The following is a 17,025-nucleotide window of genomic DNA, read 5'->3' on the forward strand; positions in this document are numbered from 1 at the left end:
CAATTTACGTATTTCTAAAAAACTAAAAGCCTAATTATTTGTATTATTAAGAACAAAAAAGAACAATTTTGTAACTTATCTCAAATTTTGTCGTCAGAGTGAATATCTCATTTGCATTTTCACAAAAGAGATCATCATCAAATCAAAATAAATCATTTATGAAAAATCAATTTTCCCTCCTAGCAGGAATCGTATTTACTTTTAATTCCTTTGCACAAAACAAACCCGTCAATTATGATTTGGATTTTACCAACAACGACAAAAACGTAATTCACATCAAAACAGCTTTAGATTTAACTAAAGCCAAAAACCGCTTCTTTATGTTCACCCATCCTTCAGAGAAGAATCCTGAAGGGGAAGCTAAATTCGTAAAGAACATGACAGCCAGAAACGATAAAGGTCAAAAGCAGAATGTCAACTATCTTGGTGAAGGAACTTGGGAAATCCAATCGACTACTTCAGGGAACTATGCACTTGAATATGATATCATAACCGATCATGACAGTGAAAACTGGGATCATTGCGGTGGTTATGACGAAGTAGCTTACAAAACTCCGGAAGGATTATTTTTTACGGGATACTCCTTGTTTATAGCACCCGATATTCCTTCATTGGAAGAAGTTAAAAATGTTTCCGTTCATTTTAATTTACCTAAAAACTGGAAGGCTTCTACACCTTGGACTGAAACATCCAAAACAAATGACTTTATCGTAAATAACGATTTACGTTTTCTTTTAAACAATTGTATTTTCGTTGGTAATCATTACGAAAAAGAAATAAAAATAGGAGATTTTGAACTTTTGTTTGCTCTTGGAGAATCTATAAAAAACAATGAAAATGATTTTATTCAATTAATGCAACCGATTATTGAATCTACCACAAAATATTTTGGAGGATCACCAAAAAAGAAATACCTCATCGTTGTTAATGAAAGTAGCATAATTACAGACGGAAGCGCTTTCAGAAATAGTTTCAGTCAAATCATTAAAGGTAAAATCAACAAAAACAGCCGGACCAACTGGGGACATATCATGTCTCATGAAACGATTCATTTATGGAACGGTCATACTTTGATCCCAAAAGAACAAGATGAATGGTTCAAAGAAGGTTTTACCGATTATCTTACTAATATTTTACTCGCCCGCACACAGCTTATTGACGAACCAACCTTTTACAAACGTTTTGAAAATGTAATCACGAAATACAACATTATAAGAGACTTACTACAAAACAACGTAAGTATCAAAGAATCCGGAGCTAATAAAAACCAAAACCGTTATTTGGTTTATGGAGGCGGCGCATTGGTAGGTTTGGGATTGGACATTGAAATCAGAAAAGCGACAAACAATCAAAAAGGCCTTGATGATTTTATGACGGAAATGTATACTCAGTTTGGAAAAACCAACATCCCTTATGAGCTGAAAGATATAATTGCTGCCGCCAATAAAGTTTCGGGTAAAAACTTGCAATGGTTTTTTGATGATTATGTAATAGGAATCAAAAGAATTCCCGTTACAGAGTACCTATTTGCTATGGGACTACAACTTGACGGATATTTGGAGGAAGTGTATATTTCGCCTGTAGAAAATCCCACACAGGATCAGTTGAACTATAAAAAAGGGATTATCGGATTTTAATTTTAACACACTTCGATTCTTCTGGTTTTAAAAAAGGCACGGACTTTGCTTATCTTTGGTAAACCAATTTTAATTTATGAAAAAGTTAGTCCTACTCTTTGTGCTCATTCCATTTGTAAGCAATGCGCAACTGAAAGATCTTCTTAAAAAAGCAGAAGATAAAATTGCAACCATAACTCAAAAAGACGGTGGTCTTGATATCGCTGGAGGTTTAAAAGAAGCTTTAAACAAAGGAATAAATGAACAAGTAACCAAATTGACAGCTACCGATGGATTTTACAAAAATCAAGCCGTTAAAATTTTACTACCTGAGGAGCTTCAAAAAGTAGACAAAACTTTGCGAAAAATGGGAATGTCAAAATTAGCAGATGATGGTATTAAAGCCTTGAATAGAGCTGCCGAAGATGCTGTTAAAGAATCAACTCCAATTTTTGTGGATGCAGTTAAAAACATTACTATTAATGATGCGAAAAGTATTTTATTAGGAAAAGAAGATGCGGCTACAAATTATTTACAAACATCTACTCGCAATCCATTATACGTTAAATTCAATCCTGTCGTTAAAGAATCTATTGGCAAAGTTGGTGCTGATGTAATTTGGAATAACATCATAAAGAAATACAATAATTTACCTTTGGTTACTAAAGTTAATCCTGACATTAATGATTATGTTACCAATAAGGCATTAGATGGTGTTTTCAAAATGATTTCGGTAGAAGAAAAAAACATCCGAACCAATTTAAACTCAAGAACATCTGATTTATTAAAAAAAGTATTTGCTTTACAAGATAAAAAATAAGAATATGAAAAAAATAGTAATCCTTCTGGCTGCACTACCTCTATTTTCAGGCTGTGCCGAAATGCAACAAGTCATCAATCAATTGCCTCAATCGGGTATTTTATCACAGGCTGAAATTGCTTCAGGGTTGAAAGAAGCTTTAAACAATGGAATTGATAAACAAGTAGTCAAATTGACAGCAATTGATGGATTCTACAAAAATGAAATGGTAAAAATTCTACTCCCGGAAGAACTGAAAAAAGTAGACAAAGGACTTCGTGACATTGGAATGTCAAAATTAGCTGATGAAGGATTAAAAGTAATCAATCGTGCTGCAGAAGATGCTGTGAAAGAATCGACTCCCATTTTTGTTGACGCTATCAAAGGCATGACTTTTACTGATGCTAAAAACATACTTTTAGGAGACGAACGTTCGGCAACTACTTATTTACAAAATTCAACATCGACTGCATTGTATACCAAATTCAATCCAGTGATTAAAAACTCGTTTGCAAAAGTTGGCGCTGATAAGGTTTGGACCAATATCATTACCAAATACAACAGTATTCCATTAGTTAAAAAAGTGAATCCTGATTTAACCGATTATACAACGAACAAAGCTATGGAAGGTGTATTCAAAATGGTTGCCGTAGAAGAGAAAAATATCCGAACTAATTTGTCCTCAAGAACTTCCGATTTATTGAAAAAAGTTTTTGCTTTACAAGACAAAAAGTAACTGTTAATTTTTTCATAATCAGGAAGATAATAACAATATCTTAACAATAGAATTCAAAAAAAAAACAGACCTTTGACATAAGAATTCATAGAATTTTGTTTGGTTTGGTTAGTTTACAAAAAAGTCGGTATTTTGGTACCGGCTTTTTTATTTAAAATCCTTTAAGAAGAGTAATACCTGAGTATTAAAAACCGAGGATTGCTCTACGTTTACCACATGTCCACAATTTTCAATCACAAATAATTTTGCCGTTCTATAATGACTTTCCACTACTTTTTTAACGGAAGGCAAAAACATATAATCTTCTTCTCCCATAACATAAAGTGTAGGAATATTTAACTCGACCAAACGAAACCATCTTAACACTGGGTTAATCTCAGCAGTCAATTTAAACCATTTGATAAACTCTTTTTGGTATAACTTTTTGGCTTCATTTATAAACAACAATCTCGATTGCTTATGATTGGCTTTTGGCATGATAATAAAAGCAAAAAAACGATACAAAACCAAATAGGGTAAAACATACTTAAAAGTATTTCCCAATCGCATTAAAACCTGCGAACGGAAATTCATTTTAAGAATTGCACCGCCCATAATCATACTTTTAACTCTTTCCGGATGCATTTCCGCTAATTGGCGAATCACTATCGTTCCGAGTGAAATTCCAACAAAATGAGAAGATTCAATTTTGAGATAATCAATAACTTCGATTACATCCTGAGCAATCGATTTAAAAGTGTATTTTTTGGCAAAAGATGCTTTTTTAGAATCACCATGTCCTCGCAAGTCAAGAAGTAACACATTAAAGTGTTTTTGAAATTCTCTAATTTGCTTGAACCAAACCGAAGAACTTCCTCCGGCTCCATGAACGAAAGTTACCCATTGCTTTGCTCCTTCACTTTCACAAGGCTGACTACTTGACTCCTTCAAATAAATGGTATAATTGATCACAGTTTCGTTTTTAGCAAATGTAGAATTTTTAATGAGAATGCAGATGCATTTCTCCAATTCGACTTCGAAGTTTTTTAAAATAATCAAAAGCTTTAAACAATCGACTGCCATACCAAGAAAACATTTCTCCATCCACAAACACCGTTTTAGCATGATGCGTATGGCGCCCAAGTTCAAAAGCATGTTCATCTTTGAATGGGAAAGGTTCCGAAGAAAGAAAAACAATATCCGGATCACCCTGAATGCGCATTTTCTGAACTACAACTTCCGGATAACGGCCTTCGTATTTTTCATTATTCGCATAAATGTTTTCAAACTTATTCAATTCGAGCAATGTTGTAATAAACGTATTTCCTCCAGCCACCATATACGGATTCGCCCAAATGAAATACGCTACTTTTTGAGTTTCAAAACCTTTAATAAAATTCAGAAAATCGTTGTGGGCATAGTTAATTTTATCTATCCATTTCATAGACTCCGTTCGCTTATTGAACAACTGCCCAAAATCAGAAATCATGGTATTATTATCTTCAATTGTATAGATATCCGTAACCCAAACAGGACATATTTTTTGGAGCGTTTCAACAATTTCAATGGTATTTTCTTCTTTATTACAGATGATAATATCAGGTTGTAATGCTATAATTTTATCTACATTCACTTTCTTTGTACCGCCAACAATGGTTTTTGTTGATTTGAAATGAAACGGGTGAACGCAGAATTTAGTAATTCCAACAATTTGTTCTTCTAAGCCTAAATCGTATAATAATTCGGTTTGAGAAGGCACCAAAGAAACAATGCGTTTCGGTGTTGTTTCAAAAGTGTGTTGATTTCCGATTTGATCTGTAAAAGTTGTTGTAATCACTACTTATTATTTTTTAATAGATACTCCATTTCTTGTTGGAGCTGTATCGCTTCCTCTCTGGCTTTTTTGGCAAAATCTTCACCATTTGAAGCATAAATAATGGCTCTGGACGAATTAATTAATAAGCCAACTTGTCGGTTCATTCCATATTTACAAACTTCAGATAAACTTCCTCCTTGCGCACCCACACCGGGAACTAACAAAAAGCTATCTGGAACAATTTTTCTGATTTCTGCAAAATATTCTGCTTTGGTAGCTCCCACAACATACATTAGATTCTGAGCATTATTCCATTGTTTCGAAGTTTCCAGCACCACTTTGTACAATTCTTTGCCACCGACATTTTGTGTTTGAAAATCGAAAGCACCTTCGTTTGATGTCAATGCCAGCATTATGGTATGTTTTTGCTCGAACGCCAAAAAAGGCTCAACCGAATCTTTACCCATATAAGGCGCTACGGTCACTGAATCGAATTGAAGATCTTCAAAAAAAGCTTTTGCGTACATTGAAGAAGTATTCCCAATATCACCACGTTTGGCATCGGCAATAGTAAATACTTCTGGATATTGTTCGTTGATGTACTGCATTGTTTTTTGCAGTGATTGCCAGCCTTTCAATCCGTATGCCTCATAAAAAGCAATATTCGGTTTGTAAGACACACATAAATCATGTGTGGCATCAATAATGGCTTTATTGAATTCAAAAATAGGATCTTCGGTAGCTAAAAGATGTTGCGGAATTTTATTCAAATCAACGTCTAAGCCAATGCATAGAAACGATTTTTTGGATAGAATCTGTTCGTAAAGTTGTCGTGTTGTCATTTGTTATAGTTGTGGCGCAAAAGTACGAAGTTGTGGACCAATTCTCAAAATTATATAACAATACTAAAAAATCTTATAACATAAACCTGGGAGAGTAGTCGCAAATTTGTCATGTAAACGCAACAAATTATAAACATTAAAAAATCAGATTATGAAAACGACATTTAAAAAATTAGCCTTAGGATTAAGTATATTGAGTTTTGGATTCGTACATGCTCAAGATGAAAATATGACCAATATGTTTAAAATGGGAGGTAATGTTGGACTTGCCCTTCCTTCGTCAAACGCTTCAATGAGTGCTGGAGTCGACTTTGCTTACCAAAATCTAGTAACACCAGGATTTGGTTTGGGTTTTGCAACCGGATACAAACATTATTTTGGAAAAGAAAATGACGGTTTGGACAATAACGATTTTGGCGTAGTTCCAGTGGCAGCTATGGTAAGAGTCTATCCGAAGGAAGCTGGATTCTTCTTTGGTTCTGATATTGGTTACGGATTCATTACCGGACCGAAAAAAGTAGCTTCCAATTCAAATGTAGACAGACCTGACGGCGGTTTGTATATCAAACCTGAAATTGGATGGCACAATTGGCATTGGAATATTTCATTACAATACACCAAATTATTTACAGGAAGTAAGGGTGAAATAGGTTCACAAAACTATGATACCGGAAGTTTAGGAATTGGGGTTACCTACAATTTTCCATTAGGCAAATAATTGAACACGAAACCACATTTTAAAGCCCTGCTAATTCAGGGCTTTATAATTAAATTTTAATACTCAATCTAGCGTAATTAAATTAAATTTTTAAATTTACGTATGAAATTATCTACAACCAATCCAAACGCTCAATTAACTTACAATTTAGTTTCTCTAATTGCCATTGTTTTTATCTTATATGTTATGAAACCATTTTTGGTTCCATTACTTATATCTGTTATTTTAAGCGTAATGGTGTATCCGATTGTCCTTTTTTTAGAACAAAAACTTCGCTTTAACCGCGTACTTTCGGCACTGACTGTTTTACTATTGTTAGGCATCATCATCGGAACTTTGATTTGGTTGATTACAGGTCAAATATCGAATTTCGTAAGTAAAAGTGATTTATATACCACAAAACTTACCGAATTATACAATGGAATTTTCTCCTATTTCGAATCCAACTTTCATCTCAACAAGAACCAATTGATGGGACAGAATGAAATGAAATTTGAGACGATTATCCGTAACAATTTTTCCAAAATAGGTGATTTTCTGAGTTCTTCGACCAGTATTCTAAGTGATTTATTTTTAATTCCGATTTATATTTTCTTTTTTCTATTGTATCGAAAGTTTTTTGTAGAATTCATTCACAAAGCATTTCCTGAAAAAAACAACAAGTTTTTGAATATCATTTTGGATAAAATTTACGAAGTTCAAAAGAGTTATTTGTTAGGATTATTTACGGTAATGTTTATAGTTGGTGTATTAAATACTTTAGGTTTACTTCTTTTGGGGATCGAAAACGCTGTGTTTTTCGGTTTTTTAGCAGCACTCTTATTACTAATCCCATATATCGGAATTATCATTGGTTCATTATTACCCGCATTAGTCGCATTGGCTACTAAAGATTCAGCCTGGTATTCATTGGGCGTAATTGGAGTATTTGGATTTGTTCAATTTTTGGAAGGCAATTTTATTACTCCCAAAATAACGGGTTCGAAAGTGAGTGTGAATGCTTTTATCTCTATCATCTCTTTATTACTATTTTCAATGCTTTGGGGAACCGCAGGCATGATATTGGCTTTACCAATTACGGCCTCTCTAAAAATTATTTTTGATCATTCGCCTAATTTAAAAGCCTATGGTTTTCTCATTGGAGAACCCAGCGAATTACACTTGAAAAGCAAAGCCAAAATACGCTTGGAACATTGGGAAGAAATTCGAAATGAAAAAGAAAACAACGAAGAACAAGAAGCACAATAATTCTTAAAGTATGGAATACAAAAACATTAGTCAAACTCTTTACGGAATACAAAATTTCTTTGAGGAAAAATTTCCATTATTGCTTATTGCGCTCGTCATTTTAATTCTGGGTTTTTTCGGAATTAAGAAATTAAAGAAAATCGCATTTGACTATATCGACAAAAAATCGGAAGATTCACTTGCGAGTGATTTCTTAGTCAATATGATTGCATTTGTACTAACCATTGTATTGATTATTATTTGTCTCAGTATTTTAGGCTGGGGTGATATTGCCGATAAAATTTTAGCAGGTGCAGGAATTACCACTTTCATTATCGGTTTCGCCTTAAAAGACATTGGCGAGAATTTTCTAGCCGGAATATTAATGGCTTTTCGAAGACCTTTCAAGGTAGGTGATTTAATTGAGATTGAAAATGTAAGAGGCAGAGTCACCGAAATGTCTTTACGCGAAACGATAATTAAAACTTCCGACGGAAAAGAAGTTTTTATTCCGAATGCGATGCTAGTAAAAAATTTATTGGTGAATCATACTTACGATAATCTATTACGATCCGAATTTTCAATCAGTATTGACAATAATGAATCGACCGAAAGAGCGTTAACCATTATTGAAGACATTTTAAAAAGTTTTCAGCAAGTGGAAAAATCGCCATCACCCAGAGTAGTTATTGACGAAATAAACAACAATTCGATCATTGTGCGCGCTCAATTTTGGTTTAAAACTGAAAATGTGAGTGCGTCTGCCTCACGATTACGAAGTGACATTATGCTTAAAGTATTCAAAACATTATTACAAAAAGGACACAACGTTGCATCAGACAGTATTCAATTGAAATCAATTAACGAACAAAATCAATAGTTATGAAAGCTTTCCTCAAATTTGATTTTACAGTTTTGGCAAAGAAGATTCTCGAAGAAAAATTTTCCGAATTAGGTATAAAATACCTAATCACAGGGTTTGGGGAAGTTGAATTTCTGGAAAACGTACCCGATGAAAAATTGGAAGAAATTACCAGTGTTTTAAACTTCTATGGCATCGAAATCATTGAAAACCAAAAAACGGCTTTGGTTCAAAAAATAAAGGACACAATCATTGAAATGGTTTTCAGCGAAGACGCTCCTTCGGTAAAAGCTTCTGCCTATTTAGCTGACAAACTCAATCACAGCTATGGTTATTTATCGAATTTATTCAGCGAGGTTACCTATACTTCAATTGAAAATTTCATTATTATACAAAAAATTGAATACGCCAAACAACTTATTGTCAACAATAAAATGAGTCTAACGGAAGTAGCCTACAAACTGAATTATTCAAGCGTAGCCCACCTAAGCACCCAATTTAAAAATACGACTGGAATTACACCTTCACAGTTTCAGAGAATTATTGCCAAACGTAGAGAAATAGCCAACACCAAATAACGAAATCAATGCAAAAAGAATATATACATATTATCCTTGCCGATGATGATGAAGACGACAGATTATTTTTTACGGATGCTTTTTCGGAAATAAAAATCAGCACCAAAGTGCAGACTTTCAATGATGGAGTTGAACTTATGAATTATCTCAATGAAGATGATGTTCTTCTGCCTCAAATACTATTTCTGGATTTGAATATGCCACGAAAAAATGGTTTGGAAGCCTTACACGAGATTAAGGCTAATCCAAAATTTGATAATATAGCTATAGCCATATACTCTACTTCTTCCTCGGAAGAACACATTGAAGAAACGTTTGTTTGTGGCGCTAATATTTACATTAAAAAACCTTCCGACTTCAATACTTTGAAAAAAGTACTTTCAGATGTTGTCACTATCAATTGGCAATACCATACTTCGGGACTCAATAAAGATAACTTTTTATTACGCCTTTAACTCATGGATTTTATAAAGATTTATCGGTCTCCACTATTCTTAAAGATAGTATTTGTTATCTCTATAGCTATCATCTTTTTTATTGCAGGTATAAGCCTAAAACATATTCACACTTTGGGCAATGCTTCTAATTGGGTAAATCACACCTATCGAACTGCTATCGAACTGGAGCATTTGTATGCTGACCTTAAAGATATTGAAGTAGCCAAAAGAGATTATTTATTAACTAAAGATCAAACGGTACGATTTGCTATTAAAATCTATAAAAAAGACGTTCAAAAATCGCTTGAAAAAGTAAAAAAGCTCACCTCCGAAAATCCAGAACAAAAAAGAAACACAGAAGTACTCGAAAAACTGGTTGAAATAAAATACAAAAATGTTGACAAAGCATTTGCTATTGTCGAATCTCGAAATGACAACACAAGTACAATCGCAGATGAGTTACTTTCAGGAAAAAAAGCCATTTATGACATTAAAATGCAAGTAGAGAAAATGGTCAAACTTGAAGAACGCTTATTGGATATTCGAAAAGCCAATTATCAAGACAATCAAAATCTCACCCCTATCATTATCTATCTTCTCTTGCTGTTCATTTTAGGTTTACTTTCGTTGGCTTATTTTAAGATGAATGCCGATTTGACCAATATCAAAAGAAACAACGACGAATTGGTACTTGCCAATGAATCTTCCAATTTGGCTGAAATTGTTGGTAACTATGGTACTTGGTTTTTGAATCTTGAAACACAACAATATACTTTTTCAGATAACGAATACCGTCTTTTGGGCTATGCTCCACAATCTTTCGAAGCCAACCTAAAAGATTTTCTAAAACATGTTCATCCCGATGACTTACAATATGTATCTGATACAGCGGAAAAAATGATACATGAAGAAGTTTTAGCACCTTTTTCGTATCGCATTATTCGGAAAGATGGCGCTTTACGCCATTTTAAAGCTTTAGGAAGAGTAGTTGAAAACAAATCGAATGAACGCATTTTAATTGGAACAACTTCTGATATCACCGATGAAATTAATGTAAGTCAAGAATTGGAAGAAAGAAACCGAATTTTGGAAGCCAACAATAAAGAATTACAAGCTTTCAATTATGTTGCGAGTCATGATTTACAAGAACCACTTCGTAAAATCGAAACCTTTATTTCACGTCTGATAGATAAAGATTATGACACAATTTCCGAAAGCGGACAACAATATCTTACCCGAATTAAGGCTTCGGCCGCAAGAATGCGCATTTTAATTGATGATTTATTACAGTTTTCAAGAACTACCCGAGCTGAAAAAACATTTGAAACAACCGATTTGAATACCCAATTGGAGAATTCAAAATTGGAACTTATGCAATTCATTGAGGAAACCAAGGCGGAGTTAACAACTGATATATTACCAACCCTAAATGCAGTACCATTTCAAATGCAGCAACTGTTTACTAACTTGATTCACAATTCTCTTAAATACAGAAAGGAAAACAGTACTCCATCGATTAGAATCAATGTAAACACAGTCATAGCAGAAGAAGAAAATCGTTTAAACATTTTCTCCAAAAACAAATACTATAAAATCACATTCGAAGACAATGGAATTGGTTTTGAACAAGAATACGCCGAAAAAATATTTACGTTATTTAGTCGATTGCATGGCAAATCAGAATATGCAGGGACTGGAATTGGACTTGCCATCTGTAAAAAAATTGTAGAAAATCATAAAGGCTTTATTTTCGCAGATGGAAAACCAAATATTGGCGCCATATTTACCATTTATTTACCTCAATAAAAGTATCAAACTACCACTCACATTAGGGTTTTACAACGAATGTATAACCCTACATGGCAATTCTATAAAACAGTCATAAAATTGTATAACACAACTTTTCGTACTCATTACCATCTTTGTAATGTAAACAATGACAACGATCTCTAGAATATTGAAAGTTAAAATTATGTAACAGGTTGAAAAAATCTTGTAACACATTGTACTATTATTCGTTAGATCTTTGCTAAGTAGTTGACACAAAACTATTGAACATATATAGTAAACTAACAAGAACAAATTGGGGCACAATAGCCATGAATTATCGTTGATATTTGTACACTTTTCAAAAATTCATGGCTACGTTCTTGTTCAAGAAAAGAGAAAAATTAACTAAATAGAAATACCATGAAGAACGCAAAAAAAACAGTAGCAATTTTAACTTTAATAACCCTATTTTCTTCTTTTAATACAAAGGCTCAAGTGGCTACAGAGCCAAGTATGGGATTAAAAGGCGGTGTGAACTTTTCAAACATGTATGTTGAAGACGTAGATGATGAAAACATGTTGGTTGGGTTTAATCTTGGTTTATATGCCAATATGCCTTTGAGCAGTGGAATTGCATTACAACCAGAATTTAACTTTACCACTAAAGGATCTGAAGTCACTTACAATAATATTTTTGACAGTGGTACACGAAAATTCACTTTGAGTTATTTAGAAGTTCCGGTTTTACTTAAAGCCAATCTTTCCAATAATTTCAATTTGCATTTTGGACCCTACTTTGCCTTTCTAGTGAATTCAAAAATTAAAAATGTTTCATCAGACGGTTCAGCAACATTTACCGATCTAGACGAAGACGATTTTAACCGATTCGATTTTGGACTATCCGGAGGCATTGGTTTCGATTTCAGCGATATCGGTATTGGTTTACGATACAACTATGGTTTAACCACCGTAGGTAAAGAACAACAAATTGGTGGAGCAACTTACAATGCTTTAGATGCAAAAAACAGCAATGCCAATTTATACGTCGCATTTAAATTTTAATAAAAACTCCAGTCATGCAAAACTTATTATACATGGTCGCAGTAGTGTTGGTAATACTATGGGCCTTAGGATTCTTTGTGTATAGCGCAGGAAACTTGATACATTTCTTATTAGTCATAGCTGTCATAGCTATTTTACTAAGACTTATTAAAGGAAAAGCAATTTAAAAAAGTACAATCATAAATTTAAAAATCATGAAAACAAGCAATTTAGTTTTAGGATTACTGGGAGCTGCTGCTGCCGGTGCCGCATTAGGAATATTATTAGCTCCGGATAAAGGAAGTGAAACCAGAAAAAAAATAGCCACCAAAGGAAATGATTTCAAAAACAACCTGAAAAATTCATTAGACAATCTGGCTAATAAAGCTTCGGAACAAGTGGCAAAATTTTCCAATCACGCAGAAGAAGCAATTGATGAGGCAAAATCCAACTTGAGTAACATCAAGGACATCAATAAAACAATCATTTAAAAATTTACAAGGATGAAAACAATGGCAACAGACAAGAAATTACTGATTAGTAAAACTGAAAAGTTTACCAAAACCAGTATTGATTTATTGAAATTAAATACGGTAGAAAAAACTGCCGATGTTATCTCTTCAGTAACGTCAGGACTTACAGTAATCTTGATTGTTGCCATGTTCACCTTGTTTCTGAATATTGCATTAGGATTGTGGATTGGTGAAATACTACAATCTTCTTATTTGGGCTTTTTGATTGTTTCTGGGTTGTATCTCATAGTAGCGCTATTGATTTATGTAAACCAAAATCGATGGATTAAAAAACCTCTAAATGATAACATTATATTGAAGTTATTGAAGAATGTAAATCTTGACCCTGACCTAAATCCCGAGAATTATGAATGATTTATCTCCCACCGAAAAATTAAGCAATTTAATTGCCATACTCGAAATAAAACAACGGATAGAATATGATGAATTAAAAAATCAGTTTGAGGTTACCTTAGATAATATCAAACCGAGTAGTATACTAACGAGTGCAGTAAGTGCCTTGACAGCAAATACCGAAATTAAACCCGGACTATTCAATTCATTACTTGGAATCACTATCGGTTTTATATCGAACAAACTCATTAAAGACGGTTCCAACAGTTTCTTAAAGAAATTCGCCGGACTAGGCATTCAATATATATCCAATACCTTTTTATCAAAAAAATAAGCCTCGAGTTCGAGGCTTATTTTTTTTGAATTCATTTAATTATTATCTAACTAATTTTACTTCAACTCTTCTGTTCAAAGCTTTACCCGTTTTTGTTTTATTGGTTGCAATTGGTTTTGTTTCTCCGAAACCTTTAGAAGTTAATCTTGAAGCATCAATCCCTTTTTCTACTAAATACCCCATAACCGCTGCAGCTCTTCCTTCCGAAAGCGACAAATTAGCTTGAGCTGCTCCATCACTATCTGTATGACCTTCAATGGAAAACTTCGCCCCAGGATATTCTTTCAAAATAACAACCATTGCTTGCAAGACAGGATAAGTTCTTTGTTGGAATGTTGTTTTATTAACATCGAATAAAATCGTTTTGGCGTAATCATTTAATTTCTTCACAACATCCTCGCCTATTTCAGGACAGCCAAAATTAGTCGCTGTTCCTTTTACTGTTGGACAACGATCGTCTTTATCGAAAACACCATCGCTATCTGTATCTTTATAAGGACATCCTTCATTGTCTTTTTCACCGGCAACTGTTGGGCATTTATCAAAATTATCCATGACCCCATCATTGTCTGTATCTCCCCAAGGGCAACCGTTATTTTCTCTCGGCCCTTTTTCAGCAGGACATTTATCAACCGAATCCATTAACCCGTCTTTATCCGAATCCTTATCTACTATTTTTGCAGGAACAGTGGGTGTATCTTTAGGTTTTTCAATTCTACCAGCACCCTTATAAATTGGAATTTTCAAACCAGCGTGAATATCGAAACCTTTGGATTCATCAGAAATCAAATTCGTAATTACCGATCCAGAACCAATAAATAAAGGTCCAACTCGGAATCCGGCTCCAGCTTGAAAACCTCTGTAATCCATATAATTCAAGGGAAGATAAAAACTAAAAAATTTTGTTTCATATCTTGGTGTCACGGCAACAGTATTCGCTATTGCTGATGAATTCATTGCGTTTTTGTTGGTCATATTGATATCACCATTGACATTCAAATAGAACTTGCGATAAAAGTTCCAATCAAAATTAGCGTGAAGTGCCGTTGGAAGCACTACTTTTCGGGACGCTTTATTTTCTAAAACTGTATAATTGGCATCCAAAAATTCACCGAACGAATTGGCATTTTCGTATTGTGCTTCGGTAACCGTTTGATTCAAATCATAGGTTTTTTGTCTATCTTCTTCATAGGTTATTGAGCCGATATCAGTAACAGACAACCCAAAGCGTAATTTATAATCATTGGCAGTAAAGTTTTTAAATTCAGGACGGTATTCGTATACAAAACCTAAATCTCCCCCAATTCCATTGGATTTTGAATCAAAATCCAAATTCGTAAAACTGTCTGTAAAATCACTTTTTCCACCATAAACCAAAGTACCCGTAGTTGCGATAGTACTTGAAAGCGGCACAACGGCATTGTAATCGTAATTTACAGAGACATTTGTTCCTTTGGTATACACATTAGCAATACCTTGCAAATATTTTAAAGAAAGACCTCCTTTTAAAAAATGTTTCCCTTTACTCATTAAAACTCCTGCATACGATACTCCTAATTCGCCCCATGAGTTTCCGGTCATATTGAAATTCCCAGCTGTTAAATTAAAATCCTGACTAGCATTAAAACCATCGGCATACTGATTGAAAACTTCACCATTTATATCATAAATATTAATTACCGATCTCGCTCTTGTAAATACACCTAATGCGTGTTTTGGTTTGATATTGAACATAAATGAAGGACCAAGTATATCGGCATTCAAAATAAAATTATTCGAATTGGATTCAAACAATTTCGCTTCAGTTTCTAAGTTATAACCACTTTTCAGTAAATCAAACACATTAACTCCATAATAATCATTAGTACCGGTTAGGCTTGCTGAAAATAAATTGATATCCGCTCTAAAATTAGAATCGGCTATGGAAGCAGGGTTAAACAACACGCTTTGTACACCTGCATAATTATCGTGATAATATCCTAAATAAGACTGTGCATTGAGCGTTAAAGAACAAATCAAGACCAATAATGTAACATACAGCTTTTTCATAGTTTGAGTCTTTGTTTTTAAAAATTTTGCATTACTATTTTCTATTCAGCCATTGTAACGTGAATTTAATAAAATTAGTATATACTATCAATAAAAAAGCCCTGATAAATCAGGGCTTTGATAATTAAAATACTTCGCTTTCTTTTAACTTTTCTGTATTGGATACTAATTGTAGCTCATCAATGAATTTTTGAATATTTCCATTCATTACGCCACCCATATCAAAAATATCCATTCCGATTCTGTGATCCGTAACACGTCCTTGAGGATAGTTGTAGGTTCTGATCTTCGCAGAACGGTCACCACTACTTACCTGAGAATTACGTTTTTTAGCATCTTCTTCTTGTTTGATTGCTAATTCTTTCTCGTACAAACGGGAACGTAAAACAGTCAATGCTTTATCTTTATTTTTATGTTGCGATTTTTCATCCTGACATTGCGCTACCAAACCAGTAGGAATGTGCGTCATACGAACAGCGGATTTTGTAGTATTTACTGATTGTCCACCAGGTCCTGAAGAACAGAAAAAGTCAATACGTACATCATTCATGTCAATTTGAACATCAAACTCTTCTGCTTCCGGTAAAACCATTACGGTTGCAGCAGAAGTATGCACACGACCTTGAGTTTCAGTTTGTGGAACACGTTGCACGCGGTGTACACCTGCTTCAAATTTTAAAGTACCGTAGACATCTTCACCTGTAACTTCAAAAATAACTTCTTTGAATCCTCCCGAAGTCCCTTCGTTTAAATCGACCACAGAAGTTCTCCAACCTCTGTTTTCACAGTATTTGGTGTACATTCTGAATAAATCTCCAGCAAAGATAGAAGCTTCATCTCCACCTGTACCTGCACGAATTTCCACCATCACGTTTTTAGCATCCTCTGGATCTTTAGGAATCAACATAAATTTGATTTCCTCTTCCAACTGTGGCAAACGATCTTGTGCTTCGTCCAATTGCATTTTAGCCATTTCCACCATTTCAGCATCTGAACCGTCTGCAATGATTTCTTTCGCTTCTTTAATATTTCCATCAAGATTGATATACTCTTCGCGTTTTTCAACCAAAGCCTTCAAATCTTTATATTCCTTATTCAATTGTACATAACGCTTCTGATCAGCAATGATATCCGGTTGGATAATCAAATCTGATATCTCATCAAAACGTTGTTTTACATATTGCAGTCTGTCTAACATATTGCTATTCTTCTATTTTGGAGTGCAAAAATACAATTTTTGTTTCTGATTTCAAGTTTCTCTTTTCCAATTTTTTAAAAAATTGATTCACAAACTGTTGAAAAATTATTTAGATTAAGTCTAAATAAATTTTGTGTTGAATGAATTTTCCTTATAT

Annotated in this window: 19 protein-coding genes; 14 read left to right on the plus strand and 5 right to left on the minus strand. The window is 33.8% G+C overall.

Features of this window, described 5'->3' with window-relative positions:
• The first annotated feature begins 158 nt into the window (after positions 1-158).
• The 3 genes from ACS8MM_RS08635 (at position 159) to ACS8MM_RS08645 (ending at position 3,151) form a co-directional block, all read left to right on the plus strand.
• The gene (locus ACS8MM_RS08635) at positions 159-1,637 is read left to right on the plus strand and encodes a M61 family metallopeptidase (protein WP_379715337.1); all 1,479 of its coding nucleotides are present in this window, start codon (positions 159-161) and stop codon (positions 1,635-1,637) included.
• Positions 1,638-1,713: 76 nt separating this feature from the next.
• Positions 1,714-2,436, plus strand: a complete 723-nt coding sequence (locus ACS8MM_RS08640; protein WP_379715340.1) for a DUF4197 domain-containing protein — start codon at positions 1,714-1,716, stop codon at positions 2,434-2,436.
• A gap of 4 nt (positions 2,437-2,440) precedes the next feature.
• Positions 2,441-3,151, plus strand: coding sequence for a DUF4197 domain-containing protein (locus tag ACS8MM_RS08645; RefSeq protein WP_379715343.1), 711 nt, complete (start codon positions 2,441-2,443; stop codon positions 3,149-3,151).
• A gap of 147 nt (positions 3,152-3,298) precedes the next feature.
• Here ACS8MM_RS08645 and ACS8MM_RS08650 read toward each other — a convergent pair whose 3' ends face one another.
• Genes ACS8MM_RS08650 through pyrF form a run of 3 tightly spaced genes read right to left on the minus strand, consistent with a single transcriptional unit; the run spans position 3,299 to position 5,788 of the window.
• Positions 3,299-4,102, minus strand: a complete 804-nt coding sequence (locus ACS8MM_RS08650) for an alpha/beta fold hydrolase (RefSeq protein ID WP_379718969.1) — start codon at positions 4,100-4,102, stop codon at positions 3,299-3,301.
• 28 nt (positions 4,103-4,130) lie between these two features.
• Positions 4,131-4,967 carry an ABC transporter substrate-binding protein gene (locus ACS8MM_RS08655; RefSeq protein WP_379715346.1) on the minus strand — a complete coding sequence of 279 codons (837 nt, stop codon included), beginning with the start codon at positions 4,965-4,967 and terminating at the stop codon, positions 4,131-4,133.
• Entirely contained in the window at positions 4,967-5,788 is an 822-nt protein-coding gene (gene pyrF, locus ACS8MM_RS08660; RefSeq protein WP_379715349.1) for an orotidine-5'-phosphate decarboxylase, read from the minus strand. The genes ACS8MM_RS08655 and pyrF overlap by 1 nt, the downstream gene beginning before the upstream one ends.
• A gap of 151 nt (positions 5,789-5,939) precedes the next feature.
• Between pyrF and ACS8MM_RS08665 the strand changes: the two genes are divergently transcribed.
• The 11 genes from ACS8MM_RS08665 to ACS8MM_RS08715 all read left to right on the plus strand — a co-directional run bounded on the left by ACS8MM_RS08665 (position 5,940) and on the right by ACS8MM_RS08715 (position 13,621).
• Complete coding sequence (locus ACS8MM_RS08665; protein ID WP_379715352.1) at positions 5,940-6,506, plus strand: hypothetical protein; 567 nt, start codon at positions 5,940-5,942, stop codon at positions 6,504-6,506.
• 102 nt (positions 6,507-6,608) lie between these two features.
• Positions 6,609-7,754 (plus strand): AI-2E family transporter, encoded by a 1,146-nt coding sequence (locus ACS8MM_RS08670; protein WP_379715355.1) that lies wholly within the window; start codon positions 6,609-6,611, stop codon positions 7,752-7,754.
• Positions 7,755-7,764: 10 nt separating this feature from the next.
• A complete protein-coding gene (locus ACS8MM_RS08675; protein ID WP_379715358.1) occupies positions 7,765-8,613 on the plus strand; it encodes a mechanosensitive ion channel family protein in 849 nt (282 codons plus the stop codon).
• 2 nt (positions 8,614-8,615) lie between these two features.
• Complete coding sequence (locus tag ACS8MM_RS08680) at positions 8,616-9,173, plus strand: helix-turn-helix domain-containing protein (RefSeq protein WP_379715361.1); 558 nt, start codon at positions 8,616-8,618, stop codon at positions 9,171-9,173.
• 8 nt (positions 9,174-9,181) lie between these two features.
• Positions 9,182-9,628 (plus strand): response regulator, encoded by a 447-nt coding sequence (locus ACS8MM_RS08685; RefSeq protein ID WP_379715364.1) that lies wholly within the window; start codon positions 9,182-9,184, stop codon positions 9,626-9,628.
• Between the two features lie 3 nt (positions 9,629-9,631).
• Positions 9,632-11,416, plus strand: a complete 1,785-nt coding sequence (locus tag ACS8MM_RS08690) for an ATP-binding protein (RefSeq protein ID WP_379715367.1) — start codon at positions 9,632-9,634, stop codon at positions 11,414-11,416.
• A 384-nt stretch (positions 11,417-11,800) separates the two neighbouring features.
• On the plus strand, positions 11,801-12,442 hold the full coding sequence (locus tag ACS8MM_RS08695) for a porin family protein (protein WP_379715370.1): 642 nt from the start codon (positions 11,801-11,803) through the stop codon (positions 12,440-12,442).
• A gap of 32 nt (positions 12,443-12,474) precedes the next feature.
• Positions 12,475-12,609: a lmo0937 family membrane protein gene (locus tag ACS8MM_RS08700; protein ID WP_379715373.1), complete on the plus strand. Its 135-nt coding sequence runs from the start codon at positions 12,475-12,477 to the stop codon at positions 12,607-12,609.
• 27 nt (positions 12,610-12,636) lie between these two features.
• Positions 12,637-12,912, plus strand: coding sequence for a YtxH domain-containing protein (locus ACS8MM_RS08705; RefSeq protein ID WP_379715376.1), 276 nt, complete (start codon positions 12,637-12,639; stop codon positions 12,910-12,912).
• 12 nt (positions 12,913-12,924) lie between these two features.
• Entirely contained in the window at positions 12,925-13,308 is a 384-nt protein-coding gene (locus ACS8MM_RS08710; protein ID WP_379715379.1) for a phage holin family protein, read from the plus strand.
• Positions 13,301-13,621, plus strand: coding sequence for a hypothetical protein (locus tag ACS8MM_RS08715; protein WP_379715382.1), 321 nt, complete (start codon positions 13,301-13,303; stop codon positions 13,619-13,621). The genes ACS8MM_RS08710 and ACS8MM_RS08715 overlap by 8 nt, the downstream gene beginning before the upstream one ends.
• Positions 13,622-13,663: 42 nt before the next feature.
• Here the strand turns inward: ACS8MM_RS08715 and ACS8MM_RS08720 are convergent, their stop codons facing one another.
• The gene (locus ACS8MM_RS08720; protein ID WP_379715386.1) at positions 13,664-15,670 is read right to left on the minus strand and encodes a DUF5723 family protein; all 2,007 of its coding nucleotides are present in this window, start codon (positions 15,668-15,670) and stop codon (positions 13,664-13,666) included.
• A gap of 124 nt (positions 15,671-15,794) precedes the next feature.
• The gene (prfA, locus tag ACS8MM_RS08725) at positions 15,795-16,868 is read right to left on the minus strand and encodes a peptide chain release factor 1 (protein ID WP_379715389.1); all 1,074 of its coding nucleotides are present in this window, start codon (positions 16,866-16,868) and stop codon (positions 15,795-15,797) included.
• Positions 16,869-17,025 lie beyond the last annotated feature (157 nt).

Origin of the sequence: Flavobacterium sp. MAHUQ-57 (assembly GCF_051908335.1) — a bacterium.
Taxonomy (GTDB): Bacteria; Bacteroidota; Bacteroidia; order Flavobacteriales; family Flavobacteriaceae; genus Flavobacterium.

What these genes read in the sequence shown, in the direction of transcription:
- ACS8MM_RS08635 (WP_379715337.1), top strand. Translation starts at nt 159, where the DNA reads ATGAAAAATCAATTTTCCCTCCTAGCAGGAATCGTATTTACTTTTAAT.
- ACS8MM_RS08640 (WP_379715340.1), top strand. Translation starts at nt 1,714, where the DNA reads ATGAAAAAGTTAGTCCTACTCTTTGTGCTCATTCCATTTGTAAGCAAT.
- ACS8MM_RS08645 (WP_379715343.1), top strand. Translation starts at nt 2,441, where the DNA reads ATGAAAAAAATAGTAATCCTTCTGGCTGCACTACCTCTATTTTCAGGC.
- pyrF (WP_379715349.1), bottom strand. Translation starts at nt 5,788, where the DNA reads ATGACAACACGACAACTTTACGAACAGATTCTATCCAAAAAATCGTTT.
- ACS8MM_RS08665 (WP_379715352.1), top strand. Translation starts at nt 5,940, where the DNA reads ATGAAAACGACATTTAAAAAATTAGCCTTAGGATTAAGTATATTGAGT.
- ACS8MM_RS08670 (WP_379715355.1), top strand. Translation starts at nt 6,609, where the DNA reads ATGAAATTATCTACAACCAATCCAAACGCTCAATTAACTTACAATTTA.
- ACS8MM_RS08675 (WP_379715358.1), top strand. Translation starts at nt 7,765, where the DNA reads ATGGAATACAAAAACATTAGTCAAACTCTTTACGGAATACAAAATTTC.
- ACS8MM_RS08680 (WP_379715361.1), top strand. Translation starts at nt 8,616, where the DNA reads ATGAAAGCTTTCCTCAAATTTGATTTTACAGTTTTGGCAAAGAAGATT.
- ACS8MM_RS08685 (WP_379715364.1), top strand. Translation starts at nt 9,182, where the DNA reads ATGCAAAAAGAATATATACATATTATCCTTGCCGATGATGATGAAGAC.
- ACS8MM_RS08690 (WP_379715367.1), top strand. Translation starts at nt 9,632, where the DNA reads ATGGATTTTATAAAGATTTATCGGTCTCCACTATTCTTAAAGATAGTA.
- ACS8MM_RS08695 (WP_379715370.1), top strand. Translation starts at nt 11,801, where the DNA reads ATGAAGAACGCAAAAAAAACAGTAGCAATTTTAACTTTAATAACCCTA.
- ACS8MM_RS08700 (WP_379715373.1), top strand. Translation starts at nt 12,475, where the DNA reads ATGGTCGCAGTAGTGTTGGTAATACTATGGGCCTTAGGATTCTTTGTG.
- ACS8MM_RS08705 (WP_379715376.1), top strand. Translation starts at nt 12,637, where the DNA reads ATGAAAACAAGCAATTTAGTTTTAGGATTACTGGGAGCTGCTGCTGCC.
- ACS8MM_RS08710 (WP_379715379.1), top strand. Translation starts at nt 12,925, where the DNA reads ATGAAAACAATGGCAACAGACAAGAAATTACTGATTAGTAAAACTGAA.
- ACS8MM_RS08715 (WP_379715382.1), top strand. Translation starts at nt 13,301, where the DNA reads ATGAATGATTTATCTCCCACCGAAAAATTAAGCAATTTAATTGCCATA.
- ACS8MM_RS08720 (WP_379715386.1), bottom strand. Translation starts at nt 15,670, where the DNA reads ATGAAAAAGCTGTATGTTACATTATTGGTCTTGATTTGTTCTTTAACG.
- prfA (WP_379715389.1), bottom strand. Translation starts at nt 16,868, where the DNA reads ATGTTAGACAGACTGCAATATGTAAAACAACGTTTTGATGAGATATCA.